Source organism: Paenibacillus sp. GCM10028914 (assembly GCF_042666275.1).
GTDB lineage: Bacteria > Bacillota > Bacilli > Paenibacillales > Paenibacillaceae > Paenibacillus_AQ.
The window spans coordinates 676,562-701,429 of the sequence record NZ_JBHTFO010000018.1; the positions used below are offsets into that span (position 1 = coordinate 676,562).

Genomic DNA, 24,868 nt, shown 5'->3' on the forward strand with positions numbered 1-24,868 from the left:
GTGAAGAAATGGGGAATTGGCTGAAAAAGGTTGAACAATGGCTTGGCGGAGGAACGGGCGGAGCAAGGAAAATGCAAACCTTTCGATGGTTGATCATATTAGGTCTTATTGGAATTGCCATCATGCTGTTTAATTCCTTCGTTCATGTAAAAAAGCTTGATAACGAGAACATTGGCCGAGAACCTCCGGATACGGCAGTGACAACATCAGCTCAAACACCAGCAGGAAACGGGGTCAGTGAATTTGGCAGTATTGAGCAGGAGTTTGAGGCTCGAACCAAAACAATGCTTGAACAGATTGTTGGTGTTGGTGATGTTGATGTCATGGTGACTGTAGAATCAACGGAGGAGATCATCGTTCAGCGGAATGTGAAAGATACACAAGAATTGACTGAAGAGAATGATGCCAATGGCGGAAAGCGGCATATAACAAGTTATACGCGCGACGGACAAATTGTCACCTACGATACTGCAGGGGATCAAACTCCCATCGTAACCAAGAAAGTGAAACCGCATCTTCGTGGTGTATTGGTTGTAGCAAAGGGGGCGGAGAATGAGACGGTACGTGGTCTAATTGTTGACGCCGTTCAAAGAGGGCTGAATGTTCCAAGTTACAAAATATCTGTTGTACCTCGCAAACAAGAATAGAACATCCATAGTGAACTGATCGTTATCAAGCAGTTATTTAAAGGAGGAAGTATTCTAAATGAATAATAAAAGACAAACAATCTGGTTAGTTTCGATGTTAAGCCTCATGGTCGTCCTTTCTGCGTATTACTTGTTTACTGATGAATCAGGTCCTTCGGCTCCTCCAGTTGCTGAAAGTACACAAGGGGATAATCAAAAAAATGGAACAATAAACAAATCGACAGATGAACTGGTATTAAATGAAGTTACTCCTGAGAGCATCGTAGAAGACTCCGGTGCAAGTGAAGAAACTGGAAGCGAAGCAAACACAGGTGCAGAAAAAGCAGATCAGGTAACTGAAGAAAAGGCACCTGAAAAAGCTGATGAACCGAAGGACCCTAAGGTAGATGCGAAGACAGATGATGCAACCGACGCGAAAGATACTGCAAAAACAGAAGCGGATGTACTGAAGGAAGTTGCTGCACAAGCAAGTTCTGCTGCCGGTAAATTAGAAGTTTATCAACTTGAGCGCGCTAACAAGAATGCAAAGCTGTATGATGAGCTTATGACTAAGCTGGGGAACCAGGAGAGCACCGCTGAAGAGACTGCTCAGGTTGCAGAACAGCTTAAAACACTGGAAGAAAGAGAAGATATTCTTCTCAGTATTGAAGAGGAGCTGCAACAGCAATATGAAAATGCTGTTGTAAAAGAAGAGAACGACAGGTATAACGTCGTTGTCCTTGGTGATAAGCTGGATGCTAAAGGTGCTGCAACCATTGTTAATAAATTGATGAGCGAACTGAAAGTAGGTCAAGATAAAGTGAGTGTCCAAATGGTAAAACCGTAACAATAGGATACTTTATAGGCAGAAGCTTTCCCTTCAATCGAAAATAAGAAAGAGTCCGGGGGGGAATCTCTTGGACTCTTTCCATTTCTTTGGATTGTGATATAATACTCTAAGCTATTGACTGACTGTCCGAAGTAGGGCTTCTAAGAAAGTGAAGGAGTGAGAGTCGAGAATGTTTAAATTAAACGAGATTAAAGAATTGATCAACCTTGTGGATCAAACCTCCGTAAATGAGTTGGAAATCGAGAGTGAAGGTGCACGTTTAACTATTAAGAAACCTGGTGCTCCAGAGGTTGTGAGCCTCCAGACGCCTGCACAACCGTTTATACAGGCGCCTCAATTCCAGCCTCAGGCAATTCAGGCGACTAATGTAGGAAGCCAGCCTGAGAGCAGCAACGGTTCTTCCACTACCGATGCAGCAAGTTCATTACATAAAATTGTATCGCCAATGGTAGGAACTTTTTATCGTTCCCCTTCTCCTGAGGCTTCTGCATTTGTTAGCGCAGGTGACAGAGTCGATGAAAAAACAACCGTTTGTATTATCGAAGCGATGAAGCTGATGAATGAGCTCGAAGCTGAGGTTAAAGGAGAAATTGTAGAAGTACTTGCTCAAAACGGGCAGTTGGTTGAATTCGGACAGCCTCTTTTCCTGGTGAGACCGGATTGAAATCCATACTCGCTGAGAATTTGAGATATTAGAGTCCGAAGGAGGTAACTTGCATGACATTTCAGAAAGTACTTATTGCGAACCGAGGAGAAATTGCGGTTCGTATTATCCGAGCTTGTCATGAGCTTGGCATATCCACGGTGGCTGTTTATTCAGAGCCAGACCGTGATTCTCTTCATGTTCGTCTTGCGGATGAAGCTTATTGTATAGGTCCGACTTTATCTAAAGACAGCTATTTAAACTTTACTAATATTATGAGCGTTGCAACCTTAACTGAATGTGATGCAATTCACCCTGGATATGGATTTCTTGCGGAGAATGCGGATTTCGCTGAAATTTGTGAATCATGCAACATCACTTTTATTGGTCCGTCAGCGGATGCTATTACTCGAATGGGTGACAAAGCAGTTGCTAAGCAGACCATGAAGGATGCAGGGGTGCCAGTTATTCCGGGATCCGACGGTTTGGTCGAGGATTTGGATGAGGCTATTACACTTGGGAGAGAAATTGGCTATCCACTGATTATTAAAGCTACCGCCGGCGGTGGGGGCAAAGGTATCCGTATTGCTGATGATGAGGATTCGCTGATTAAGCAGATCACAGCTGCCCAGCAGGAAGCTCAGAAGTCATTTGGTAATGCTGGAGTATATCTCGAGAAGTTCTTAACCGGGATGAAGCATGTAGAAATTCAGATCATTGCTGACAAACACGGCAATGCTGTACATTTGGGAGAACGCGATTGTTCTGTACAGCGTCGTCGCCAGAAACTTGTTGAGGAAGCGCCTTGTCCGGTGCTAACTGAAGAAGTGAGAGAAGCGATGGGGACAGCGGCCGTTCGCGCAGCGAAGGCGGTTAATTATTCAGGAGCGGGTACACTTGAATTCTTGCTTGGACCAGATGGACAGTTTTACTTCATGGAGATGAATACTCGGATCCAGGTTGAACATCCAGTAACGGAGATGGTTACGGGAATTGATTTGATCAAGGAAATGATATCCGTTGCAGAAGGTCATCCACTGTCCTTCACACAAGAAGATGTAGTCATTAACGGTTGGTCGATCGAATGCCGGATTAACGCTGAGAACCCTGATAAGGGTTTTATGCCTGCACCGGGAACCATTCAATTTTACTTGCCTCCAGGTGGTCCAGGCGTTCGCGTAGACAGCGGAGCTTATCCTGGATATACGATCTCACCGTACTATGACTCTATGATTGCGAAGCTGATCGTATGGGCTCCAACTCGTGAAGAAGCAATTGCCAAAATGAAGCGTGCTCTTATGGAGTTTGATATTGAGGGGATTTATACAACGATTCCTTTCCACCAGAAACTGCTGAATCATCCTACCTTTTTGAAGGGTGATTTTGACATTAAATTTTTAGAAGAGAACGAAATTTAATGTATCTTTTATCGTTTGTCATAAGTTAGGTCAAATGATATAGTATGTTTAATAAGAAGCGCATGCCTTGTTTAGTCCTATGCATCCGCAAACTTATTTTGAAAGGTGTGTTGAGACATGGTAGATTCTTTACCGACGGAATTTGAACGTACGGAAATCGGTCAGATTCAAATTTCCCCTGAAGTCATCGAAGTAATAGCAGGGCTTGCAACGGTTGAAGTGCGGGGCGTTGCGGGAATGAGCGGCGGATTTGCTGGCGGAATCGTCGAACTGTTGGGACGTAAGAACTTGTCTAAAGGTGTAACCGTTGAAGTTGGACAGCGTGAAGCAGCTGTTGATGTGTCCGTTATTGTGGAGTACGGTCATCGTCTTCCTGAGGTCGCTGGAGAAATTCAACGTAATGTGAAGCGCTCTATCGAGAATATGACTGGACTGACTGTCGTAGAAGTCAACGTACATATTCATGATGTTCATTTCGTAAAGTCTTCTGAGAAGACCGAAGACTTGGATATGATTCAGCGAGTGAAATAAAGATTTACCCTAGCCCCCGACAGACATGTCGAGGGTTTAATCTAATTTAAAGGAGGCTGTGCTGTTCGTGGCTAAAATTGTGGACAGACTCTTGCTGTTTATATACAGCCTGAGTATCGGAGTGATTTCTATAGTTGCCATCCTCCTCTTGAGCGGCGCTATACCTTACGATTTAACATATAATCAGGAACAGCGTCTCTACTTGGCCGCTATTATCGTGGCTGCTGTATTGCTTCTACTTAGCATCCGTTTCTTCTATATCTCAATTCGCCGTGATCGCACAGTTACGAATTCGATTGATCAACGGACTGAATTTGGGGATATCCAGATTTCGGTGGAGACCATTGAGAATCTTTGTCTGAAGGCTGCCTCGAGGGTACGTGGGGTAAAGGATCTTAAATCGCGTATTAAGGTATCTCAGGCGGGGTTAGAGATTGCTATTCGAGCAGTTGTGGACGGAGAGGAATCCATTCCTACCTTGACCACGGAGGTTCAAAAGCAGGTACATGATTTTGTTGAGGATACTACTGGGATTCCCGTATCAAATGTATCTGTATATATAGCAAACGTGGTTCAGGCGCCAAGCTTTAAGAGCCGCGTAGAATAGAGGTGAGTTTCCCAAAATGCCATGGAAACAAGTGTGGGAGAGTCACGGTGGGCGTATACTTGGTATAACCAGCGGGATAATATGTGGTCTGATTTATTTATTGTCAGGTTTTTGGGATATGCTGTTCTTTGCATTAGTGGTATTTATCGGTTATACCTTCGGTAAACGAAGGGACTTACGACAGGGCTCCCTGTTTCATTGGCAAGAGTGGGGGCGCTGGTTGTTTGAGCGTTGGCGGCCGTTTAAATGAAACCCTGTGATATGCTTTCTCCGGAAAAATGCCGAGACATGCTGTATCTCTCGCCCGTTTTTGCGGAGAGAGCCTCTCACAGGTTTTTTTTTACCGATAATTAATTAAAGTTGATCATACTAAACACAAAACGAATTTAAGGCAAGATCCACAGGAGGAACATAATGAAAAGACGTGTATTAAGAGAAATTGCTGTTCAAAGTTTGTACCAGATGGAAATGAATGAGGTTGAGAGCGGGGAAGCTGTATCCATGCTGCTTTCTGAAGCGGCAGAAGAGAACGAGACGGAACGTGTTATTGGTGATGAGGCAAAGGTTAAGGATATCGTTCTTCAATTGGTTAACGGTTCGTGGGAAGCTAAAGAAGAGATTGATGCAGTATTAACAGATTATTTGAAGGGCTGGCAGATGAGCCGTTTGTCCCGTGTGGACCGGCAAATTTTACGTCTCGCTGTATATGAACTCGTTTACCGTGAAGATGTACCTGGTAAAGTAGCTGTCAACGAGGCGATCGAGCTAGCCAAACATTTCGGTACCGATGAATCGGGGAAATTCGTTAATGGTGTTCTGGGCCGTATGCTTCAAGAAGTGGATGAAGTGAAAGCTAAACTCCATAAAGCTTAAGATATCTGAAATGGATTACTTTCGGAACCATAATACTCACTTTTAGGCTAAGGGGAGAGGTTGAAATGACAGCAGAAATCATCAGCGGCAAAGTAGTATCAGAAGAAATTCGGGGAAACATTGCACGTGAAGTACAAGAACTTGCTAGCAGAGGTTTTCGTCCTGGCTTAGCCGTCATACTCGTTGGTGAAGATCCTGCCTCTCATGTATATGTACGCAACAAAGAGAAGGCGTGTCATGATCTCGGCTTTTACTCGGAAGTACACCGGTTGCCGGACACAGCGAGTCAGGAAGAGGTTTTGGAGTTTGTTGACAGGCTCAATAACCAAGATAATATCCATGGGATTCTTGTTCAGCTTCCGTTACCAAAGCATATCGATGAAAAAGCTGTAATTAACGCAATTGCAGTTGAAAAAGATGTAGATGGATTTCATCCTATGAATGTCGGAAATCTTGTGGTTGGTGATGATAGTCTCCTTCCGTGTACGCCTGCTGGTGTTATCGAGCTGATCAAGCGGACTGGCATACAAATTTCCGGTAAACATGCCGTTGTAATCGGACGTTCCAATATTGTAGGTAAACCTGTATCCCTGCTTCTTCAACGTGAAAATGCTACGGTTACCATGTGTCATTCTAGAACTGCTAATATGGATCAAATCGCCCGTTTGGCTGATATTCTGGTCGTTGCAATTGGCAGAGCCAATATGATAGATGCCAGTTATGTGAAGCCAGGAGCTGTTGTTATTGATGTAGGCATGAATCGTTTGGATAACGGCAAGCTCGCTGGGGATGTGGATTATGAGAGTGCTAAAGAAGTCGCTGGTTATATCACCCCTGTTCCTGGCGGTGTTGGACCAATGACAATTACAATGCTGATGCAAAATACGCTGCTGGCTTCCAAGCGGCTGAATGGAATAAATTAAGATGAAAAGCTTAGATCAACAGCACGTCTTATCCATTAAGGATTTGAACCGTTACATTCGGATGAAGATGGAAAGCGATACGAGACTGTCGGACGTGTGGATTCGTGGAGAAATTTCTAACTTTACTCATCATTCTAGTGGGCATATGTACTTTACCCTGAAAGATGAGGGAAGCCGGATTCGGGCAATCATGTTTTCGGCTCACAATCAAAGGCTTCCATTTATTCCGAAGGAAGGTTCTAGAGTCATAGCCAGAGGAAATGTATCTGTATATGAGCGAGATGGGCAATATCAGTTCTATGCAGTTCATATGCAACCTGATGGTATAGGGAGTCTCTATCTAGCCTACGAACAGCTTAAGAAGAAATTGGAGGAAGAAGGTTTTTTTGCCACGGAACGGAAACGCCCGCTTCCACTTTTCCCTCGCACGGTGGGTGTGATAACATCACCTACAGGTGCTGCGGTTCGAGATATCATGATCACGATAAAACGGCGATTCCCCCAAGTGCGAGTTATTCTTTACCCTGTGTTAGTTCAGGGAAAGGGCGCGGCTCCTTCTATTGTAAAAGCTATTCGATCTATGAATGAGATGGCTGAAGCTGACGTGCTCATTGTGGGCAGAGGCGGAGGTTCGCTTGAAGAACTATGGGCGTTCAATGAAGAGATCGTAGCAAGAGCTGTTTATCAATCAGATATTCCAATTATATCAGCTGTTGGACATGAAACAGATTTTACGATTGCTGATTTTGTTGCTGATCTTCGTGCGGCGACGCCTACTGCTGCTGCCGAACTTGCTGTTCCGAGTGCTGCTGAAGTTAAGTCGCGATTAATGCAGCGTGAACGTCAGCTTCATCAAGGCCTGCAGCAGACACTGCGCCGAAGTAAAGAACGACTATCTTCATTACAACGCTCTCCTGTGCTTGTGTATCCTCGCAGGTACATGCTTCAGCATGCCGAGCGGCTGGATATGCTGAAGATTAGGCTTCAAGGTTCAGTTCGTTCACATATATCACGAACTCGTCAGAAGCAGCTTTCTTTAAAACAAGGATTAATACGGCTTAATCCGCAGGTCCAGTTTGAGTTAGCTACGAGAAGGCATGATGGAGCTCATCGTCAACTAACGGCTGCGATGCAATCGCTTATGCGTGAGAAGTTACAGCATCTTCAGTCTGAGATGAGGCACTTGGATGCGCTGAGTCCGCTCAAAGTGATGTCCCGTGGGTATAGTCTTGTATATGACGAGAAAGATAACAAGCTCATTAAATCTTTAAGTGATGTGCAGCTGGGAGATTTAGTGAACGTGAAAGTCAGCGACGGCCGGCTTCAGTGTCAAGTATGGGGAATGAAGGAGGATGACAATCATGGCGAATGAAACGGAGTTGAGCTTTGAAGAAGCAATGGCTCAGCTGGAAACGATTGTAGGTCAGCTCGAAGATGGGGATGTGCCTCTGGAGAAAGCAATTGATTTATTCCAAAAAGGAATGCGTCTATCTCAAATGTGTAGTCAGAAATTAGAGCAAGTCGAGCAGAAGATTGAAATGATTGTTGAAGAAGGCGGAGAACTGAAGCGTCGTCCATTCGGTAATATGTTAGAGGAAACGGGTGAGAGCGATGAATAACTCACAAACGTTGGAACAATATATGAATGAGGTAAATGATCGTATTACTACTGAATTAACTGCTCAAATGCCAGAAGACTGGAATGTACCTTCCAGTCTAAGAGAATCCATGAACTATTCGCTGATGGCTGGCGGCAAAAGACTGCGTCCATTATTAGTTATAGCTGCTTGCGAAGCTGGAGGTGGAAGCAGGGAGGCAGCCCTTCCAGTAGCATGTGCTGTTGAAATGGTACACACGTATTCCCTAGTACACGACGATCTGCCAGCCATGGATAATGATGATTACAGACGGGGCAAGCTTACGAATCACAAAGTATATGGTGAAGCTGGCGCAATTCTTGCAGGGGATGCGTTATTGACTCATGCGTTTTACAGTGTTGTTCAGGCTAGCCGTAAACATGGTATTCCTGCTGAGCGCGTCATTTCCATTGTAGAAGACCTTGCAGAATATGCGGGTCCTAGAGGTATGGTTGGTGGACAAGTTGCTGATATGGAAGGTGAGCAGGGCTTGACTAGCCTTGAGCAGCTGGAATACATCCATTTACATAAGACCAGTGATTTGATTATGTTTTCCCTTATAGCTGGAGGAAGAGTAGCTGGTGTAACAGATGCGCAATTGGATGCACTTCGTACTTATGGACATCATATTGGCTTAGCCTTTCAGATTCAGGATGATATCCTTGATTTGATTGGGGATGAAGCAAAGCTAGGGAAGAAGACGCAGAGTGATGTAAAACAACAAAAGGTGACTTATCCTTATTTTATCGGTCTGGAGGCTTCCGTACAGGAGGTTGCACGCCTGACAGCTGAGGCTAAAGCAGTGATCGCTGAGGGTGGATTTGCGAATTCCCAGCGCCTTTTAGAAATCGCAGACTATCTGATGTCCCGTGATCACTAACACGGATATTTTTTGTAGGCTGTTTTTTTGTGATATAATGTCTAAGATCACGAAGCTCAAATGAAATGGTGGGCTGTTTATGAAATTCAAATATAAAGAAGGAAAGCGGGGAGATTCTTCGTGCTGCTTCCGAACATAAAACATCCAGAACAATTAAAAAATCTCTCGGTTGACGAATTGGCTGTTCTTGCAGGCGAAATCCGTCAGTTTTTGATTGAGAAGCTATCTGTCACCGGTGGACATCTTGCATCGAATTTGGGAGTGGTTGAACTCACGCTGGCCTTGCATTATTGTTTCGATAGTCCTCGGGACAAGATGATATACGACGTGGGTCATCAAGCTTATGTTCATAAAATTTTAACAGGTCGTATGGACCAATTTGATACTTTGCGCAAATATAAAGGTTTGTGCGGTTTTGTAAAACGTAACGAAAGTGAACATGATGTCTGGGAAGCTGGTCATAGCAGCACATCCTTATCAGCAGCGATGGGGATGGCACTAGCTCGTGATTTAAAAGGCGAGAATAATCGTGTCATTGCTATGATTGGAGACGGTGCATTAACCGGCGGGATGGCGTTTGAAGCTCTTAATCATATTGGACACGAGCAGAAGAAATTAATCGTGATCCTAAATGACAATGAGATGTCTATTGCTCCAAATGTCGGTGCAATGCACAATTATTTGAGTAAAATTCGTTCAGATAAGCATTATTTGCGAGCTAAAGATGAGGTTGAAAGCTTACTTAAGAAAATCCCGGCCATAGGTGGGAAGCTTGCAAAGACGGCAGAGAAGATGAAGGATAGTCTGAAATATATGATGGTTCCTGGCATCCTTTTTGAAGAACTCGGATTCACTTATTTAGGACCAGTTGATGGGCATGATATTAATAAATTGATCGATACATTACGTCAAGCTGATAATGTTGATGGACCAGTCCTTATTCATGCTGTAACAACAAAAGGTAAGGGATACCGACCTGCGGAGTCTGACTCACATAAATGGCATGGTATTTCGCCATATAAAATTGAATCAGGTCAAGTGCTTAAAGCAGTTGGGAATCCCATGTATACTGAGATTTTCGGCCAGACATTGATTGAACTCGGAGAACAGGATGAGCGTATTGTTGCGGTTACCCCAGCAATGCCAGGCGGATCGGGTTTAATTCCGTTCAGCGAGAAGTTCCCGAATCGTATGATCGATGTGGGAATAGCGGAACAACATGCTGCCACCATGTGTGCTGCACTTGCTATGGAGGGGATGAAGCCGGTCTTCGCTGTGTATTCAACCTTCATGCAGCGAGCTTATGACCAGATTGTTCATGACATCTGTCGTCATAATGCAAACGTGATGTTTGCGATTGACCGAGCAGGTTTTGTCGGTGCTGATGGAGAGACGCATCAAGGCGTTTATGATATTGCTTTTATGCGGCATATTCCGAATATTGTCCTGATGATGCCTAAAGATGAGAATGAACTTCGTCATATGATGAAAACCGCACTTGATTATAATGATGGCCCGATCGCATACCGATACCCTCGGGTCAATGTGACGGGAGTTGCGCTTGATAAAGAGTTAGTACCTATTCCAATTGGAAAATGGGAGAAGGTGCGTTCCGGTGAAGGTTGTGCCATTCTAGCGATGGGACCGATGGTTCAAATCGCAGAGGAAGCGGCAGATTTGCTGAAGCGCGAAGGAATTCAGGTTCAAGTTGTGAATGCTCGCTTCTTGAAGCCGTTAGATGAAGAAATGCTTAGCAATTTAGCTTCATCTGGTACAGCCATGATCGTGCTCGAAGAAGCATGTCAGGCAGGAAGCCTTGGAAGTGCTGTGCTTGAATATTTTGCAGCTCAAGGAACACATGAAGCGGTAGTATCGCTGATGGGAATTGAGGATCGATTTATTGAGCATGGAAGCATCAAAGAACAACGTGCGGAGGTTGGTTTGACTACGGAAGCTTTATGTGCTGAAGTTCGTGGTTTAATCTCATCCAGTTCTGCACCATCAGGCAAGAGAAGTTTCTCGTCCTAATGACAGATCAGGAGATAAAGATGGATTCAATACAAAAAGAACGCATTGATGTTCTGCTCGTGGAGCAGGGATTTTACGAAAGCCGAGAGAAAGCGAAAGCGGCCATTATGGCTGGTCTAGTGTATTCGGGAAGTGAGCGGATCGAAAAAGCAGGTATGAAGATACCGCGCACAACGGAGCTTAGAGTAAAAGGCTCGATACATCCATACGTTGGCCGAGGCGGCTTAAAGCTTGAGAAGGCTCTCAAAACATTTGAAATTGATATGACTGGACGGACAATGCTCGATATCGGGTCATCCACCGGTGGTTTTACGGATTGTGCACTGCAGCACGGGGCAGCATATGTATATGCAATTGATGTTGGTTATAACCAGCTTGATTGGTCGCTGCGGAATGATGAGCGGGTGTGTGTGATGGAGAGAACCAATTTCCGTTATGTCACACCTGAAGATCTAAAAGGTCCACGACCTGATTTCGCCAGCATCGATGTATCTTTCATCTCATTGCGAATCATCCTGCCACCGCTACTGGCGCTTTTAGATAAACCTGCAGATGTCGCCGCTTTAATCAAACCGCAATTTGAGGCGGGACGGGAAAAGGTTGGGAAATCAGGTGTGGTAAGAGATCCGAAGGTACATCGAGAGGTTCTTACCCAAGTGCTGACTTTTGCTCATGAATTAGGTTTCGAATTGAAGGGACTTACATTCTCTCCTATTACTGGTGGGGAAGGGAATATTGAGTTTCTGGCTCATTGGCGGGTCTCGCCGGAGAGTCAAGCCCAATCGGAAGAACCGGGGATCTTTTCAAAACAAGTACCGGATCAGTTGGGCCAATGGATCGATAGCACTGTTCAGCAGGCGGCTCATACATTTACGGGAAACTCATCGAAATGATGGGTTTCTTTTGCTGAAAAAAAGGAGTTACCATATCCATCCTCGAATACAAAGTTCGAGGTGAATAGGGATGAATGAACGTAGTGATGGGCTTCTTATGGTTCTGATTGGGGTTGTTGTACTACTGCTAATATTATGGCGATTCAATCGCTGGATTATCTCACCCTCATCGAGTCATCTGCCGGGTGTGCCCATCAATGAGCGCATTCAGGACCACCCTGCGATTGACCTTATAGAACAGGAAGGCTACGAAGTCATCGGAGGAAAGGTGAAAATTACTATGGCCTTTGATACCGATGAGCATCAGCTTCATAGCCGTCTATTTATTGACTATGTTGCTTCAGATGGCAATGGAGAATTGTATTTGGTAAAGCTGTCACGAGATCGTTTACCCGTGGATTTTACAGGAAGCGGTATCAGGGACCGGCTTATGCCTTTTATGCTATTGTATCCGGAATGTGCCGGCTTGCTTTACATTGACCTGAATGAAAATGCTGTAAGGCGAGTGAATATGGAATGGTCGGACGAGGAATGGATCTTAAACGACGAATAAATCAGCTGAATAATTTCGGGAGGCTTTTTAATGAAGGGACAACGACACATAAAAATTCGGGATATTATTACCCATCAAGAAATAGAAACACAAGATGAGTTAGTTGAGGCACTAAGGTCTGAAGGGTTTCAAGTAACCCAGGCGACCGTATCCAGAGATATTAAAGAGTTGCTACTCATTAAAGTTCCAATGGACGATGGACGTTACAAGTACTCCATGCCAACGGATCAACGTTACAATCCAGTTCAAAAGTTAAAGCGCGCGCTTATAGATAATTTTGTCCATATCGACAAAACAGGTAATCTGGTTGTAATGAAGTGTCTGCCAGGTACGGCGAACTCCGTTGCTGTATTGCTTGATAATATGGAATGGTCCCATATCATGGGTACAATTTGCGGTGATGATACCATTCTGCTTATCTGTCGTACAGATAGTGACAGTGACCTGGTAGTGTCGCAAATTATGGGCTTCATTTCATAAAAAAACTGTCATTGAACAGTTAGGTCGGAGGTGCTGTATATGTTAGTGACTTTATCCATTCGAAACCTGGCGGTAGTAGAAGCAGTGGATGTACACTTTTTCCCTGGATTTCATGTACTGACCGGTGAAACTGGTGCTGGTAAATCCATAATCATTGATGCACTTGGTCTTATTGCAGGAGGACGCGGTTCTGCAGATTTGATACGATATGGCTGTGACAAATCTGAGATAGAAGCTTTATTCGACTTGCCCAAAGTGCATCCCGTATGGGAAACACTGGAAAGACTCGGTATAGAAGGAAACCCAGAAGAGCATTTGTTAATTCGAAGAGAACTTACATCTCAAGGGAAGAGCACCTCGCGTATTAACGGACAATTAGTAAACCTAAGCATGCTTCGGGAGATTGGTGAGCAGCTTATTAACATACACGGCCAACATGAACACCAGAGCTTGCTAAGATCAGATAGACATTTGAGTCTGCTTGATACATATGGTGATCATGATATCGGTCCGATCAAACGAAAGTACCAAGAACAATACAGTCAATTCAAAAAAGTGGAGAAAGAGCTAAATGATTTATTGGAGTCCAGTCAAAAAGCATACCAGATGCTTGATATGTATCGGTTTCAATTAGAGGAGATTGCCGCAGCAGACCTGAAAGCCGGGGAAGATGAATGGCTCGCTGAAGAAAGAATAAAGCTGTCCCACAGTGAGAAAATGATGGACTCCGTGGGTAGTGCGTATGAACTTCTATATGGATCTCAGGGACTTGAAGCCGTTAGCCGGGCACTAACACGAATTGATGATGTTTCCGGTTATGACGAAAAAGGATTGAAGCCCCTTGCTGAGCAGCTCCAATCTGCCTATTATCAGCTTGAGGATGCAGTATTTCAATTACGGGATTATCGAGACCAAATCGAGTTTAATCCCGATCGACTGGATGAAATAGAACAACGCTTAAATATGATTTCCGGTCTTCGCAGAAAATATGGGGATAATGTTGAACAGATATTGGAATACTACAAACGCATTCAACAGGAAACAGACCTGCTTGAGAATAAAGATGAACATATCGAAGCCTTAAAAAGTCGTAAAGACAAATTACTCGACGGTGTGCTGAGCTTAGCCAAAGAACTAAGTGAAATAAGAAAGCAATGTGCTGATGATTTAGCCAGACAGGTGGAGAGTGAGCTTAAGGATCTTCAAATGGAGAGGACTTCGCTTGAAGTTCGTCTGGAAAGTCAGGAAGATCCGAACGGTTATGAATATGAAGGAAGACGCGTTCGTCTTGGCAAACAAGGTGTTGATACAGCAGAGTTCCTTATCTCTCCAAACCCCGGAGAACCGCTTCGACCTTTAGCGAAAATCGCCTCTGGCGGAGAACTCTCACGAATCATGCTGGCAATGAAAAGTATTTTTGCCCGTCATGATCAAATTCCAGTCTTGATCTTTGATGAAGTGGATACGGGTGTGAGCGGACGTGCAGCTCAGTCTATTGCTGAGAAGCTGAACATCTTGGCTAAAACGTGTCAGGTCTTCTCCATTACTCACCTGCCGCAGGTGGCTTGTATGGCGGATCATCAGTATTTAATTGAGAAGAAGCTGGATGAGGGTAGAACGATGACGCAAGTTGAATCGTTAAGTGAAGAAGGGCGTGTTAAGGAATTAGCAAGAATGCTCGGTGGTGTTGAAATTACGGAAAAAACACTGCATCATGCCCAAGAAATGCTCAATTTGGCGGAAGCGCAAAAAGCGTCCAGAAGGGCATCGGGTCAATGATTGACAGTTATAAAAGACTGAGGGCAGGGTTAACTTAAAGGTACGCAATTGGCGACCAACCTTTTCGTCAAGCGAAAGAAGAAAAAGGGAGCGTGACAGCCATTGAACCCCAACCTCAGGAAAAAACTGCTCGGTTTTATTCTTGCCTTCTTTCTTTGTTTCGTTGGAACTGCTGAACCAGTCCAGTCTTTAGCCTCATTGCCTAATGAGATGCGGTTATTTGCAGGACAACAAGCAAATCTGAATCTGGCTATGCCAGTTCAGGCACTTGCTTCGGTAGACAGACCCGATGTGCTTCAGTTGAACGGATCAACCAAGTCAGCGCTTAACATTTCGCTCAGCCGCCCACTGAAGTTATCCCCCCAACAAAGCGGCAAAGCCGAAGTAACCCTGAAATTATTCGGTACCATACCCCTTAAAACGGTACATGTTAAGGTCATGCCAGAACTTAAAGTGTATCCAGGCGGTCAAACCATTGGTGTTAAAGTGAAGTCAGCTGGTATTTTGGTTGTTGGTCATCATCTTGTACATTCTAGTGAGGGAAAGACCTCACCAGGGGAAGCAGCTGGCTTGAAACTGGGAGATCTGTTGACTCAAATGGATGGATCACCACTGAATGATGTTACTAAAGTAGCTCAAATCGTTGAAAAGGCTGGAATAAGCAAGAAACCACTGGATATCACGTACAAACGCAATGGGAAGGAGTTCAAGACAAAATTGACTCCTGCTTATGACGATGAGGATCGTTCATGGCGGCTTGGATTGTACATTAGGGATTCAGCGGCTGGTGTAGGAACTCTGACGTTCTATGCGCCTCATCAGAAAGTTTATGGAGCATTGGGACATGTTATTACAGACATGAACACCCAGACTCCTATTGAAGTGGGAAGCGGGCAAATATTGCAGTCTAATGTGACATCTATTTCCCGTAGTGAACAAGGTGAGCCAGGGGAGAAGCGTGCCCACTTTCTAAAAGATGGTCGTATTCTAGGAAATGTTGAGCGAAATACCCACTTTGGTATATTTGGAAAAATGAATGAAAAGCCTGCCCACAGTCTTTATCCTGAGCCCATTCCCGTGGCATTAGCCGATGAGATTAAGACGGGTCCGGCTGAAATTTTGACTGTAGTAGAGGGACAGGAAGTTGAACGATTCAAAATTGAAATCATCCATGTCTCACGTCAGGATGCTCCGGCTACGAAAGGGATGGTTCTTCGTATTACAGACCCAGAGTTAATTAAGAAGACTGGCGGGATTGTACAAGGTATGAGCGGAAGTCCTATTGTACAGAACGGGAAGCTCATTGGGGCTGTTACACATGTATTTGTGAATGATCCGAAATCAGGTTATGGATGTTTTATCGAATGGATGCTTCAGGATTCTGGAGTGTTGCCATCAACTCATACGAAATCACAAAATCTTAAGGCAGGGTAATGCCTTAAGATTTTTTTTGTCGCAAAAAGCCGAAATTACAATGAATTTGGATAAAAATATACATTATAAAGCACTTTTAAAAATAAATAAAGAAAAATAATTTTCGACAGAAGGAATTTAAATGACTATGTCGAAAACTTTATTTACAAGAATTTAAATAAAACACCTGATTTGATAAAGGAGGAACACGAATTGCAAAAAATTGAGGTATTATTAGCAGATGACAACCGTGAGTTTACAAACCTGCTCGGGGAATACATTTCGGACCAACATGATATGGTGGTTTCTGGAATTGCTTACAATGGTGAAGAGGTTCTCAATATGATTGAAGAAACCGGAAAAGTGCCGGATGTATTAATTCTTGATATTATTATGCCTCATTTGGATGGCTTGGGTGTCCTAGAACGACTGCGTGATATGAACTTATCTCCACAGCCTAAGGTTATCATGCTGACAGCGTTTGGCCAGGAAAATATTACTCAGCGTGCCGTGCAGTTAGGTGCTTCTTATTATATTTTGAAACCGTTTGACATGGAAGTACTTGCCAGCCGCATTCGTCAGTTGGTAGGGGCACCTAACAGTATGTCCGCAAGCGCTTCGTTTAGTTCCTCGAAATCGAACGTTGTTCCTATGGGTAAAGGTAAGAACTTGGATGCGAATATCACATCCATCATTCATGAGATTGGAGTACCAGCTCATATTAAAGGCTATCAGTACTTACGTGAAGCGATTACTATGGTATATAACAATATCGAAATTTTAGGGGCTATAACGAAGACATTGTACCCAGCAATAGCTGAGAAATTCAAAACAACCCCATCACGTGTAGAACGTGCCATTCGTCATGCCATTGAGGTAGCGTGGACTCGTGGGAATATTGATTCCATCAGTCACCTGTTTGGTTACACGATCAATATTAGTAAATCCAAACCAACCAATTCCGAATTTATCGCTATGGTAGCAGACAAACTCAGAATTGAGCATAAGGTTTCTTGAAAGGGTTAGGAGTTTTGAGCGAATATCGATCATAATTGAAGAATGCGTCACTTCTTTAGAGGATGATGAGTAACTCATCGAATCATTAAAGAAGTGACGCATTATTTTGTCTTATGCTGGAATGCGAATTTGCAGGGAATTACATATCAAATGAAGAAAACAATGAATAGGGTATGCGGAGAATGATTAGGAGGGAGAAGGATGAAGAGAGTATTGATGCTCGGAGGTACCCGTTTCTTCGGCAAAAGATTGGTTTCGAACCTGATTGATAGCGGAGCTGAGGTTACCCTTTTAACAAGGGGCAATCAGAAGGATGATTTCGGGAATAATGTGAAAAGGCTTACAGCGGATCGCAAAAATCACGAAAGCTTGAGAGAAGCGATCGGTAGTAGCGATTTCGATATTGTCTATGATAATATTTGTTATACACCTGAAGAGGCGGACTATTCTTCTAAACTCTTTAGAGGAAGGGTAGGTCAGTACGTCTTGACATCTACGCTCTCGGTATATGATTTTGCGGATCATCCGCTTAGGGAACAAGATTTTGATCCTTATCGCTATCCTATCATGACTAACGACCATCGGGAGTACAGCTATAAAGAAGGGAAGCGGCAGGCAGAAGCCGTTTTATTTAGCCGCCACGATTTGAATGTAACTGCAGTGCGTTTTCCCATTGTCTTAGGAATAGATGATTATACAAGAAGGCTATTATTTCATATCGAACATGCACTGAAGGGCGAAGCGATTGGTTTACCTGCACCGGATGCACTTATTTCTTTTATACATGCGGAAGAAGCAGCACAATTTTTACAATGGGCTGGAGATGTTCAGTTTGAAGGTCCTGTAAATGCTTGCTCAAATGGAACGATATCGGTACGCGAAATTATGGAGATGATCTCACAAGAGACCGGAAAGACAGCTACCTTACTTCCATCTGCAGGTGCTGACCATATGTCTCCCTTTGGTATTCCAGGTGATTGGACGATGGATAACAGCAGAGCGTCTGCAGCGGGATTCTCGTTCTGGGATTTAAAGCAGTGGATGCAGGAGCTTATTTCAGATTATACGAAGATTATTCAAACATAGATTCATATATATAATAAGAATGTGAAGACTTATGAAGAGAGGAAGATCATCATGAACGACACCATTGTAAATTTGGCGAATCAGGCACGAAAACTGGAGGAAGAAGGACAGTTAAGTCCAGACGCTGTGAGTCTTGTCAAACATTTGCTGGAAGAGCTTGAACTGGTCACTCGACAGAATGTGAATTTGCGAAAAGCTGCTTTACAAGCATCTTCGAAACAAGCAAGAATGTCCAGTAAATTGAAGGATGCTTTGATGGAATAGAGTTTACTAATCACATAGTAAGATACTAAAAAACACCGGCGGATGTAATGTATCCCCGGTGTTTTTTGAAATACAGCGATAGTTGATACTGTGTTTATCCTGATGTTTCTGGTTTACTCGGACGTTTCTTTTTGAACCGTGGCCCTACATAGTTACGCTTCCGATCTCGGAACAATATCCAGCCTCCCAAAAAGCTGATGCCGAGAACGAATAGGAGCAGTCCACCCCCAAAATGAAGCCACTCGAATGCCTTATCTTTAACTTGATCGTCACCATGCACAGCAATATATAGGAAAGCAGCATCCTTCATCATTAAGAATCCTTTCATCGCCATGAAGCCGGGGATAACCAAAATAATAATGGCAATAAAACGGGAAATCAGTAATTTCATACAGGTTTCCTTCCTCTGTCATGTTATGAAAAATCTACTTCTAATCATACCTTTTTCCATAGTTGATGTCTATTGAAGATGTGGAATCATATTTGTATTACAAAAAAAAGAGAGTACAATAATAGAGGATTAAAAGTACATAATGCGGAGGTGCCATATATGGCAATTACATGTGATGTGGCGATTCTCGGTGGAGGTACCGGAGGCTATGTGGCTGCCATCCGTGCGGCCCAGCTAGGAAAAGACGTCGTCATTATAGAGCAGGACAAACTTGGAGGAACCTGTCTTCATCGAGGATGTATTCCAAGCAAATCTTTACTGCGCAGCGCTGAGGTTTATGCTGATATGAAAGAAAGCGAGAACTACGGCATTGAAGTGGATGGTGTGCGCTTATCTTTTGCGAAGGTTCAGAAACGAAAAGAAAACATAGTTGAAAAGCTTCATCAAGGCGTGCAATTTTTGATGCGTAAAAATAAAATTCGTGTTGTTCATGGTTTCGGACGGGTTATAGGCCCATCTATATTCTCCCCTCGCAGTGGTGCAGTTGCCGTAGAATTAGCGGATGGAGAAATGGAGACAATCGTTCCAACTCATCTGATTATTGCGACAGGCTCACGGCCTCGTCATTTGCCGGGTATTGAACCAGACGGTAAATATGTGATGACGAGCGATCATGCACTTCTGATGGAGGAGCTTCCGACTTCCATGATTATCGTGGGTGGTGGAGTGATTGGTGTAGAGTGGGCGTCGATGCTTAACGATTTTGGCGTAGATGTTACTATTGTTGAAGCATCACCACAGCTTCTACCAGCTGAGGATGAGGAAATTGGCAACGAAATGAACAAACTTCTCTCCGCTAGAGGAATTAAGATTCTGACTGGAGCTGAGCTTTTGACTGAATCTTATGAGGTGAAGAACGAACAAGTTATGCTGCGGGTAAAGCACGGAGGAGAAGAGCAGCTTCTAACCTCTGACAAGCTTTTGGTTTCTGTAGGACGAGTAGGTAATATTGAAAACATCGGTTTGGAAAATACGGATGTAAGGATCGACCGAGGTGTGATTGTTGTAAATGAGTTTATGCAAACAACAGAGCCGCATATATATGCCATTGGTGATGTCATTGGCGGACTCCAGCTTGCACATGCAGCAAGTCACGAAGGTTTGACGGCTGTTCATCATATCAACGGAGAACAAAAAATGTCCTACCGGAAAGAGTGGATTCCACGGTGTGTATACACGAGACCAGAGTCTGCGAGTGTGGGCCTTACCGAAAAACAAGCTTTGGAACGTGGATATGAGATCAAAACTGGAAAGTTTCCATTTTCAGCTAACGGTAAAGCATTGGTTTACGGTGTGAGCGAAGGTTTTGTGAAAGTCATTGCAGATAAAGTTACGAATGACATTTTGGGCGTGCATATGATCGGTCCACATGTCACTGAGTTGATTGCAGAAGCAGCTCTTGCCCAGGTTCTTGATGCAACCCCATGGGAGCTTGGAGCAACGATCCATGCGCATCCGACTTTATCGGAGATATTGGGTGAAGCTAGCCTAGCTATTGACGGGAAATCCACAAGTATTTAAGCCTCTGAATGGGTTGATGCGTAATCCCTCATTTCTTTTTCAAGGAAAAGGGATTATAATAACATTAAACCAAGTCTTAGTACCAGGTTTTAATACTAGATCAAGATAAGTGGATGAACAGATCTTTAGTATTTAGATTTTGGTATGATTTTACGGATATTGGTGTTATGACTTAAGGAGGGATCTCCATGAAAGAGCAAGAAACAATTACTGAGAAAAACAGGCATGAGCAGCTTGGATTGACAGACGGTCAAGTACTGGACATGTACAAATATATGGTGCTAGCTCGAAAATTTGATGAGCGCAACATGCTTCTTCAGCGGGCAGGAAAAATTAATTTCCACGTTTCAGGTATCGGACAGGAGGCATGCCAGGTAGCAGCTGCGTATGCCCTTGACCGGGAAAAAGATTATTTTCTTCCCTATTACCGTGATTACGGATTTGTTCTAACGGTTGGTATGACGCTTAGAGAGTTAATGCTATCCGCTTTTGCTAAGGCAGAAGACCCGAATAGTGGAGGACGGCAGATGCCGGGGCATTTCGGCAGCAAGAGACTTCGTATCGTAACAGGTTCAAGCCCAGTGACGACACAGGTTCCTCATGCTGTAGGATTCGCATTAGCGGCCAAAATGCAAAAGAAGGACTTTGTTTCTTTCGTAACGTTCGGAGAGGGCTCTAGTAATCAGGGTGATTTCCATGAAGGTTGTAATTTTGCGGGAGTCAACAAATTACCAGTTATTATTATGTGTGAAAATAACCAATACGCGATTTCTGTTCCAATTCATAAACAACTTAGCGGCAAAGTCAGCGACCGAGCCCTCGGCTATGGTTTCCCAGGCATACGAGTAGATGGCAACGACGCTTTGGAAGTTTATGCGGCTGTTAAGGAAGCGCGCGAACGTGCAGTGCGTGGTGAAGGTCCGACACTGATTGAAGCGATGATGTATCGATTGTCTCCACACTCCACTTCAGATAATGATATGGCTTACCGGACGAAAGAGGAAGTGGAAGAGAACTGGAAAAAAGACGGTGTAGCCCGGTTCAGACAATATTTAACTGACTTAGGTTTATGGGATGATAGCAAAGAGCAGGATCTGATCGCCCAGTTGAACCTTGAAATTAAAGAAGCGACGGAATACGCAGACCGTGCTCCTTTTCCAAAGCCGGAGGATACACTTCTACACGTGTACGCCGAGAATGAAGGAGGGGTATAAGATGGCTCACATGGAATATATCGATGCGATTCGTTTAGCTATGAAAGAAGAGATGGAGCGGGATGAATCTGTATTTGTTCTAGGAGAAGATGTAGGCGTAAAGGGCGGCGTGTTCACAACGACTAAAGGTCTCATGGAACAGTTTGGTGAAATGCGAGTAATGGATACACCGCTTGCGGAATCAGCTATTGCTGGTGTTGCAATCGGTGCGGCAATGTATGGAATGAAGCCGATCGCTGAGATGCAATACTCTGACTTTATGTTGCCTGCAACGAATCAAATTATTAGCGAAGCGGCAAAAATCCGTTATCGTTCCAATAACGATTGGAGCTGTCCAATTGTTATTCGTGCTCCTATCGGAGGCGGGATCAAAGGTGGACTTTACCACTCTCAGTGTCCGGAATCGATTTTCTTCGGTACGCCTGGACTTAAGATTGTTGCTCCATTTACGGCGTATGATGCGAAAGGGCTCTTAAAAGCTGCGGTACGTGATCCTGATCCGGTTCTGTTCTTTGAGAATAAAAAGTGTTACAAGCTCATTAAAGGCGATGTGCCTGAAGATGATTATGTTGTTCCGATTGGTAAGGCCAATCTCCTTCGTGAAGGGGCAGACATCACGGTTATTGGATACAGTCAACCGCTGCACTTTGTTATGCAGGCTGCTGAAGAGTTAGAAAGAGAAGAAGGAATTACTGCCCACGTTCTGGATCTGAGAACACTGCAGCCACTCGATCAGGAAGCTATTATTGAATCTGCCCGGAAGACTGGAAAAGTAATGATCATTCATGAGGACAACAAAACAGGTGGTGTAGGAGCTGAAGTTGCAGCTATCATCGCTGAGAATTGTCTATATGAACTGGATGCTCCAATTATGCGTTTATGCGCACCTGATGTGCCGGCGATGCCGATCAGTCCACCAATGGAGAAGTTCTATATGTTAAACAAGGACAAAGTGAAGGAATCTATGCGTCAATTGGCGCTTTACTAAGATACAGGGAGTTGTGAGCATGTCTGAAAATGGGAAAATGACCGATGTGGCGATGCCACAGCTGGCGGAATCGCTTGTATCCGCTACGATAGGTAAGTGGCTTAAAAAGCCTGGAGATCCAGTTGAACAGTATGAACCTATCTGTGAAGTAATCACGGATAAAGTAAATGCTGAGATACCGTCAACAATGGATGGTTTTATGGGAGAAATATTGGCGGAGGAAGGTCGTACTGTCGCGGTTGGAGATATCATTTGCCGGATCTCTTCTGTGGGAGGGACCGCTCCGGAGACAACGGTTCAAGCGCAGTCTGAGCCGGCTCATGGTGGGCAAAATCCTGCAACTGGCGATTCTATGCGCAGCCGGTTTTCACCAGCAGTACAAAGCCTGGCTGCTGAGCACGGTATCGATCTTAGTCAGGTGGTTGGTACAGGGATGGGCGGCCGAATTACACGTAAAGATGTTCTCTCTTATATCGAGCAGGGAGGAGCAGCGAAGCAAGGTGCGGTTGCATCGGTTTCTACTTCACAATCAACATCAACAGCTTCACCGTTTACAGGAATGGTAACTCCGCCTCAGACAGAGCCGAGTCCTCCGCTTGGAACGGCTATTCCAAATGTGCGGCATTCAGGTCTACACCTAACAGAATCGCCAAAGATCCCGACGATTGAAATTGAAGGGGTAGGGGTTGGAAGATCAGAGTATTTTGTTGATGTGACACCTATCCGTAATACAATTGCCAGAAATATGCGCCAGAGTGTTACTGAAATTCCTCATGCTTGGACAATGATTGAGGTTGATGTGACAAATCTGGTCCTGATCCGGAACAAGCTGAAGGATGAATTCAAGCGTAATGAGGGTGTTAACCTGACTTATCTTGCATTCTTGCTGAAAGCTGTAGTCAACGCAATCAAGGATTATCCTATCATGAACTCATTTTGGGCAGTGGATAAGATCGTTGTTAAACGTGACATTAACTTATCCCTTGCCGTTGGTACAGAGGATTCGGTCATGACACCGGTTATCAAACGAGCTGATCAGAAGAACATTGCAGGACTGGCACGTGAGATTGATGAATTGGCTCGTAAGACTCGTGAAGGCAAACTAACACTTGATGATTTACAAGGCGGTACTTTTACCGTTAATAATACTGGATCGTTTGGATCTATTTTGTCGTATCCAATCATTAACTATCCACAAGCAGCAATTCTTACGTTTGAGTCTATTGTAAAAAGACCTGTCGTCATTAATGACATGATCGCGGTTCGGTCGATGGCCAACATTTGTCTTTCTCTAGACCACCGAATTCTTGATGGTGTCATTTGTGGAAGATTCTTGCAACGAGTGAAAGATAATTTGGAAGGATTCACACTGGACACGAAGCTTTATTAATTATCGTCTTTACGAACCTGTCTGAGATTTCTTAACAGAGCATATACATCTTGGTTATAACGAGCTAAAGTGATCTTTTAGGGTATTCTTAAGAAAGAAGGCGTAGTGGATGACAAAAATTCTAGATGTATCATATACGCCACTGCTGGATTACGGAAAAGCTTGGGATATGCAGAAGGAGCGGGTGAAAAGTATCGATCTGGGGGAGCGTAATGAATGTCTTATGCTCCTTCAGCACCCCCCTACATATACCATGGGATCACAGAGGCATCCTGAACATCTTCTTCTCAGTCGTGAGGAACTTGAAGCCCAAGGTATTGGGTTGTTCGAGATCGACAGAGGAGGAGATATTACATATCATGGTCCTGGCCAATTGGTCGGATATCCGCTGCTCCTGCTTGATGGAGGTAACAATCTGGATCTACATGGATTTTTAAGAAATGTGGAACAGGTCATTATTGATTATCTTGCCCAATTAGGCATTGAATCTGGCCGAAAGCCGGAGTACACCGGTGTATGGGTCGGTGATCACAAAATATGTGCGATTGGCATGAAATTCAATAAATGTCGACATCATCGGGGATTCGTGACAAGCCATGGTTTTGCACTTAATGTAAAAGCAGGTATTGAGAAACAAGGATTTACGGGTATTATTCCATGCGGTATAGAAGAGTATGGAGTAACTTCTTTAGAGGCATGTGCGGGGAAGACGTTTCAGATAGAGGAAGTTGCCCGGGAGATTGTTTCCTGCTTCACCCGGGTGTTTCCCTATGAGGTTCAGTTTCAAGAAGCTAAATCATAAA

27 protein-coding genes are annotated in these 24,868 nt (G+C 44.0%); 26 read left to right on the top strand and 1 reads right to left on the bottom strand.

Features of this window, described 5'->3' with window-relative positions; translation table 11 throughout:
• Positions 1-8 precede the first annotated feature (8 nt).
• The 21 genes from spoIIIAG (at position 9) to ACFQV5_RS23785 (ending at position 18,501) form a co-directional block, all read left to right on the top strand.
• Positions 9-647, top strand: a complete 639-nt coding sequence (gene spoIIIAG / locus ACFQV5_RS23685; RefSeq protein ID WP_379250635.1) for a stage III sporulation protein AG — start codon at positions 9-11, stop codon at positions 645-647.
• A gap of 58 nt (positions 648-705) precedes the next feature.
• Entirely contained in the window at positions 706-1,473 is a 768-nt protein-coding gene (locus tag ACFQV5_RS23690) for a SpoIIIAH-like family protein (protein ID WP_379250637.1), read from the top strand.
• A gap of 172 nt (positions 1,474-1,645) precedes the next feature.
• The gene (accB, locus tag ACFQV5_RS23695; RefSeq protein WP_379250639.1) at positions 1,646-2,140 is read left to right on the top strand and encodes an acetyl-CoA carboxylase biotin carboxyl carrier protein; all 495 of its coding nucleotides are present in this window, start codon (positions 1,646-1,648) and stop codon (positions 2,138-2,140) included.
• A 53-nt stretch (positions 2,141-2,193) separates the two neighbouring features.
• Positions 2,194-3,537 (top strand): acetyl-CoA carboxylase biotin carboxylase subunit, encoded by a 1,344-nt coding sequence (gene accC / locus ACFQV5_RS23700; protein ID WP_379250641.1) that lies wholly within the window; start codon positions 2,194-2,196, stop codon positions 3,535-3,537.
• Positions 3,538-3,654: 117 nt separating this feature from the next.
• Positions 3,655-4,068 (top strand): Asp23/Gls24 family envelope stress response protein, encoded by a 414-nt coding sequence (locus tag ACFQV5_RS23705; RefSeq protein ID WP_379250643.1) that lies wholly within the window; start codon positions 3,655-3,657, stop codon positions 4,066-4,068.
• A 67-nt stretch (positions 4,069-4,135) separates the two neighbouring features.
• Positions 4,136-4,675 carry an alkaline shock response membrane anchor protein AmaP gene (gene amaP / locus ACFQV5_RS23710; RefSeq protein ID WP_379250645.1) on the top strand — a complete coding sequence of 180 codons (540 nt, stop codon included), beginning with the start codon at positions 4,136-4,138 and terminating at the stop codon, positions 4,673-4,675.
• A gap of 16 nt (positions 4,676-4,691) precedes the next feature.
• Positions 4,692-4,925 carry a DUF2273 domain-containing protein gene (locus ACFQV5_RS23715; RefSeq protein WP_379250647.1) on the top strand — a complete coding sequence of 78 codons (234 nt, stop codon included), beginning with the start codon at positions 4,692-4,694 and terminating at the stop codon, positions 4,923-4,925.
• Between the two features lie 164 nt (positions 4,926-5,089).
• The gene (gene nusB / locus ACFQV5_RS23720; RefSeq protein WP_379250649.1) at positions 5,090-5,548 is read left to right on the top strand and encodes a transcription antitermination factor NusB; all 459 of its coding nucleotides are present in this window, start codon (positions 5,090-5,092) and stop codon (positions 5,546-5,548) included.
• A 65-nt stretch (positions 5,549-5,613) separates the two neighbouring features.
• On the top strand, positions 5,614-6,471 hold the full coding sequence (gene folD, locus ACFQV5_RS23725) for a bifunctional methylenetetrahydrofolate dehydrogenase/methenyltetrahydrofolate cyclohydrolase FolD (protein ID WP_379250651.1): 858 nt from the start codon (positions 5,614-5,616) through the stop codon (positions 6,469-6,471).
• A 1-nt stretch (position 6,472) separates the two neighbouring features.
• On the top strand, positions 6,473-7,843 hold the full coding sequence (xseA, locus tag ACFQV5_RS23730; RefSeq protein WP_379250653.1) for an exodeoxyribonuclease VII large subunit: 1,371 nt from the start codon (positions 6,473-6,475) through the stop codon (positions 7,841-7,843).
• Positions 7,833-8,090 (top strand): exodeoxyribonuclease VII small subunit, encoded by a 258-nt coding sequence (gene xseB / locus ACFQV5_RS23735; protein ID WP_379250655.1) that lies wholly within the window; start codon positions 7,833-7,835, stop codon positions 8,088-8,090. The genes xseA and xseB overlap by 11 nt, the downstream gene beginning before the upstream one ends.
• 22 nt (positions 8,091-8,112) lie before the next feature.
• On the top strand, positions 8,113-8,988 hold the full coding sequence (locus ACFQV5_RS23740) for a polyprenyl synthetase family protein (protein WP_379250657.1): 876 nt from the start codon (positions 8,113-8,115) through the stop codon (positions 8,986-8,988).
• 120 nt (positions 8,989-9,108) lie between these two features.
• A complete protein-coding gene (dxs, locus tag ACFQV5_RS23745) occupies positions 9,109-11,016 on the top strand; it encodes a 1-deoxy-D-xylulose-5-phosphate synthase (RefSeq protein ID WP_379250659.1) in 1,908 nt (635 codons plus the stop codon).
• Between the two features lie 20 nt (positions 11,017-11,036).
• Positions 11,037-11,909 carry a TlyA family RNA methyltransferase gene (locus ACFQV5_RS23750; RefSeq protein WP_379250662.1) on the top strand — a complete coding sequence of 291 codons (873 nt, stop codon included), beginning with the start codon at positions 11,037-11,039 and terminating at the stop codon, positions 11,907-11,909.
• A 70-nt stretch (positions 11,910-11,979) separates the two neighbouring features.
• On the top strand, positions 11,980-12,462 hold the full coding sequence (locus tag ACFQV5_RS23755) for a hypothetical protein (RefSeq protein ID WP_379250664.1): 483 nt from the start codon (positions 11,980-11,982) through the stop codon (positions 12,460-12,462).
• Between the two features lie 30 nt (positions 12,463-12,492).
• Positions 12,493-12,942: a transcriptional regulator AhrC/ArgR gene (gene ahrC, locus ACFQV5_RS23760; RefSeq protein ID WP_379250666.1), complete on the top strand. Its 450-nt coding sequence runs from the start codon at positions 12,493-12,495 to the stop codon at positions 12,940-12,942.
• A 39-nt stretch (positions 12,943-12,981) separates the two neighbouring features.
• Complete coding sequence (gene recN, locus ACFQV5_RS23765) at positions 12,982-14,721, top strand: DNA repair protein RecN (protein WP_379250668.1); 1,740 nt, start codon at positions 12,982-12,984, stop codon at positions 14,719-14,721.
• 102 nt (positions 14,722-14,823) lie between these two features.
• Positions 14,824-16,155, top strand: a complete 1,332-nt coding sequence (gene spoIVB / locus ACFQV5_RS23770) for a SpoIVB peptidase (RefSeq protein WP_379250670.1) — start codon at positions 14,824-14,826, stop codon at positions 16,153-16,155.
• Positions 16,156-16,347: 192 nt separating this feature from the next.
• Positions 16,348-17,151 (top strand): sporulation transcription factor Spo0A, encoded by an 804-nt coding sequence (gene spo0A / locus ACFQV5_RS23775; RefSeq protein ID WP_379250672.1) that lies wholly within the window; start codon positions 16,348-16,350, stop codon positions 17,149-17,151.
• A gap of 201 nt (positions 17,152-17,352) precedes the next feature.
• The gene (locus tag ACFQV5_RS23780) at positions 17,353-18,237 is read left to right on the top strand and encodes an NAD-dependent epimerase/dehydratase family protein (protein ID WP_379250674.1); all 885 of its coding nucleotides are present in this window, start codon (positions 17,353-17,355) and stop codon (positions 18,235-18,237) included.
• Between the two features lie 51 nt (positions 18,238-18,288).
• The gene (locus ACFQV5_RS23785; RefSeq protein ID WP_379250676.1) at positions 18,289-18,501 is read left to right on the top strand and encodes a hypothetical protein; all 213 of its coding nucleotides are present in this window, start codon (positions 18,289-18,291) and stop codon (positions 18,499-18,501) included.
• Between the two features lie 94 nt (positions 18,502-18,595).
• Here the strand turns inward: ACFQV5_RS23785 and ACFQV5_RS23790 are convergent, their stop codons facing one another.
• Positions 18,596-18,892, bottom strand: coding sequence for a DUF2627 domain-containing protein (locus ACFQV5_RS23790; protein WP_379250678.1), 297 nt, complete (start codon positions 18,890-18,892; stop codon positions 18,596-18,598).
• A gap of 159 nt (positions 18,893-19,051) precedes the next feature.
• On the opposite strand from ACFQV5_RS23790, the gene lpdA reads away from it, so the two are divergent.
• The 5 genes from lpdA to lipB all read left to right on the top strand — a co-directional run bounded on the left by lpdA (position 19,052) and on the right by lipB (position 24,867).
• A complete protein-coding gene (gene lpdA / locus ACFQV5_RS23795) occupies positions 19,052-20,473 on the top strand; it encodes a dihydrolipoyl dehydrogenase (protein ID WP_379250680.1) in 1,422 nt (473 codons plus the stop codon).
• 188 nt (positions 20,474-20,661) lie between these two features.
• Positions 20,662-21,687: a thiamine pyrophosphate-dependent dehydrogenase E1 component subunit alpha gene (locus ACFQV5_RS23800; RefSeq protein WP_379250682.1), complete on the top strand. Its 1,026-nt coding sequence runs from the start codon at positions 20,662-20,664 to the stop codon at positions 21,685-21,687.
• 1 nt (position 21,688) lies between these two features.
• The gene (locus ACFQV5_RS23805) at positions 21,689-22,675 is read left to right on the top strand and encodes an alpha-ketoacid dehydrogenase subunit beta (RefSeq protein ID WP_379250684.1); all 987 of its coding nucleotides are present in this window, start codon (positions 21,689-21,691) and stop codon (positions 22,673-22,675) included.
• A 19-nt stretch (positions 22,676-22,694) separates the two neighbouring features.
• Entirely contained in the window at positions 22,695-24,065 is a 1,371-nt protein-coding gene (locus tag ACFQV5_RS23810) for a dihydrolipoamide acetyltransferase family protein (protein WP_379250686.1), read from the top strand.
• A gap of 109 nt (positions 24,066-24,174) precedes the next feature.
• Positions 24,175-24,867, top strand: coding sequence for a lipoyl(octanoyl) transferase LipB (gene lipB / locus ACFQV5_RS23815; RefSeq protein WP_379250688.1), 693 nt, complete (start codon positions 24,175-24,177; stop codon positions 24,865-24,867).
• The last annotated feature ends 1 nt before the right edge of the window (position 24,868 follow it).

Coding starts and splice junctions, on each gene's coding strand:
- spoIIIAG (WP_379250635.1), top strand. CDS start 9: ATGGGGAATTGGCTGAAAAAGGTTGAACAATGGCTTGGCGGAGGAACG.
- ACFQV5_RS23690 (WP_379250637.1), top strand. CDS start 706: ATGAATAATAAAAGACAAACAATCTGGTTAGTTTCGATGTTAAGCCTC.
- accB (WP_379250639.1), top strand. CDS start 1,646: ATGTTTAAATTAAACGAGATTAAAGAATTGATCAACCTTGTGGATCAA.
- accC (WP_379250641.1), top strand. CDS start 2,194: ATGACATTTCAGAAAGTACTTATTGCGAACCGAGGAGAAATTGCGGTT.
- ACFQV5_RS23705 (WP_379250643.1), top strand. CDS start 3,655: ATGGTAGATTCTTTACCGACGGAATTTGAACGTACGGAAATCGGTCAG.
- ACFQV5_RS23715 (WP_379250647.1), top strand. CDS start 4,692: ATGCCATGGAAACAAGTGTGGGAGAGTCACGGTGGGCGTATACTTGGT.
- nusB (WP_379250649.1), top strand. CDS start 5,090: ATGAAAAGACGTGTATTAAGAGAAATTGCTGTTCAAAGTTTGTACCAG.
- folD (WP_379250651.1), top strand. CDS start 5,614: ATGACAGCAGAAATCATCAGCGGCAAAGTAGTATCAGAAGAAATTCGG.
- xseA (WP_379250653.1), top strand. CDS start 6,473: ATGAAAAGCTTAGATCAACAGCACGTCTTATCCATTAAGGATTTGAAC.
- xseB (WP_379250655.1), top strand. CDS start 7,833: ATGGCGAATGAAACGGAGTTGAGCTTTGAAGAAGCAATGGCTCAGCTG.
- ACFQV5_RS23740 (WP_379250657.1), top strand. CDS start 8,113: ATGAATGAGGTAAATGATCGTATTACTACTGAATTAACTGCTCAAATG.
- ACFQV5_RS23750 (WP_379250662.1), top strand. CDS start 11,037: ATGGATTCAATACAAAAAGAACGCATTGATGTTCTGCTCGTGGAGCAG.
- ACFQV5_RS23755 (WP_379250664.1), top strand. CDS start 11,980: ATGAATGAACGTAGTGATGGGCTTCTTATGGTTCTGATTGGGGTTGTT.
- ahrC (WP_379250666.1), top strand. CDS start 12,493: ATGAAGGGACAACGACACATAAAAATTCGGGATATTATTACCCATCAA.
- recN (WP_379250668.1), top strand. CDS start 12,982: ATGTTAGTGACTTTATCCATTCGAAACCTGGCGGTAGTAGAAGCAGTG.
- ACFQV5_RS23780 (WP_379250674.1), top strand. CDS start 17,353: ATGAAGAGAGTATTGATGCTCGGAGGTACCCGTTTCTTCGGCAAAAGA.
- ACFQV5_RS23785 (WP_379250676.1), top strand. CDS start 18,289: ATGAACGACACCATTGTAAATTTGGCGAATCAGGCACGAAAACTGGAG.
- ACFQV5_RS23790 (WP_379250678.1), bottom strand. CDS start 18,892: ATGAAATTACTGATTTCCCGTTTTATTGCCATTATTATTTTGGTTATC.
- lpdA (WP_379250680.1), top strand. CDS start 19,052: ATGGCAATTACATGTGATGTGGCGATTCTCGGTGGAGGTACCGGAGGC.
- ACFQV5_RS23800 (WP_379250682.1), top strand. CDS start 20,662: ATGAAAGAGCAAGAAACAATTACTGAGAAAAACAGGCATGAGCAGCTT.
- ACFQV5_RS23805 (WP_379250684.1), top strand. CDS start 21,689: ATGGCTCACATGGAATATATCGATGCGATTCGTTTAGCTATGAAAGAA.
- ACFQV5_RS23810 (WP_379250686.1), top strand. CDS start 22,695: ATGTCTGAAAATGGGAAAATGACCGATGTGGCGATGCCACAGCTGGCG.
- lipB (WP_379250688.1), top strand. CDS start 24,175: ATGACAAAAATTCTAGATGTATCATATACGCCACTGCTGGATTACGGA.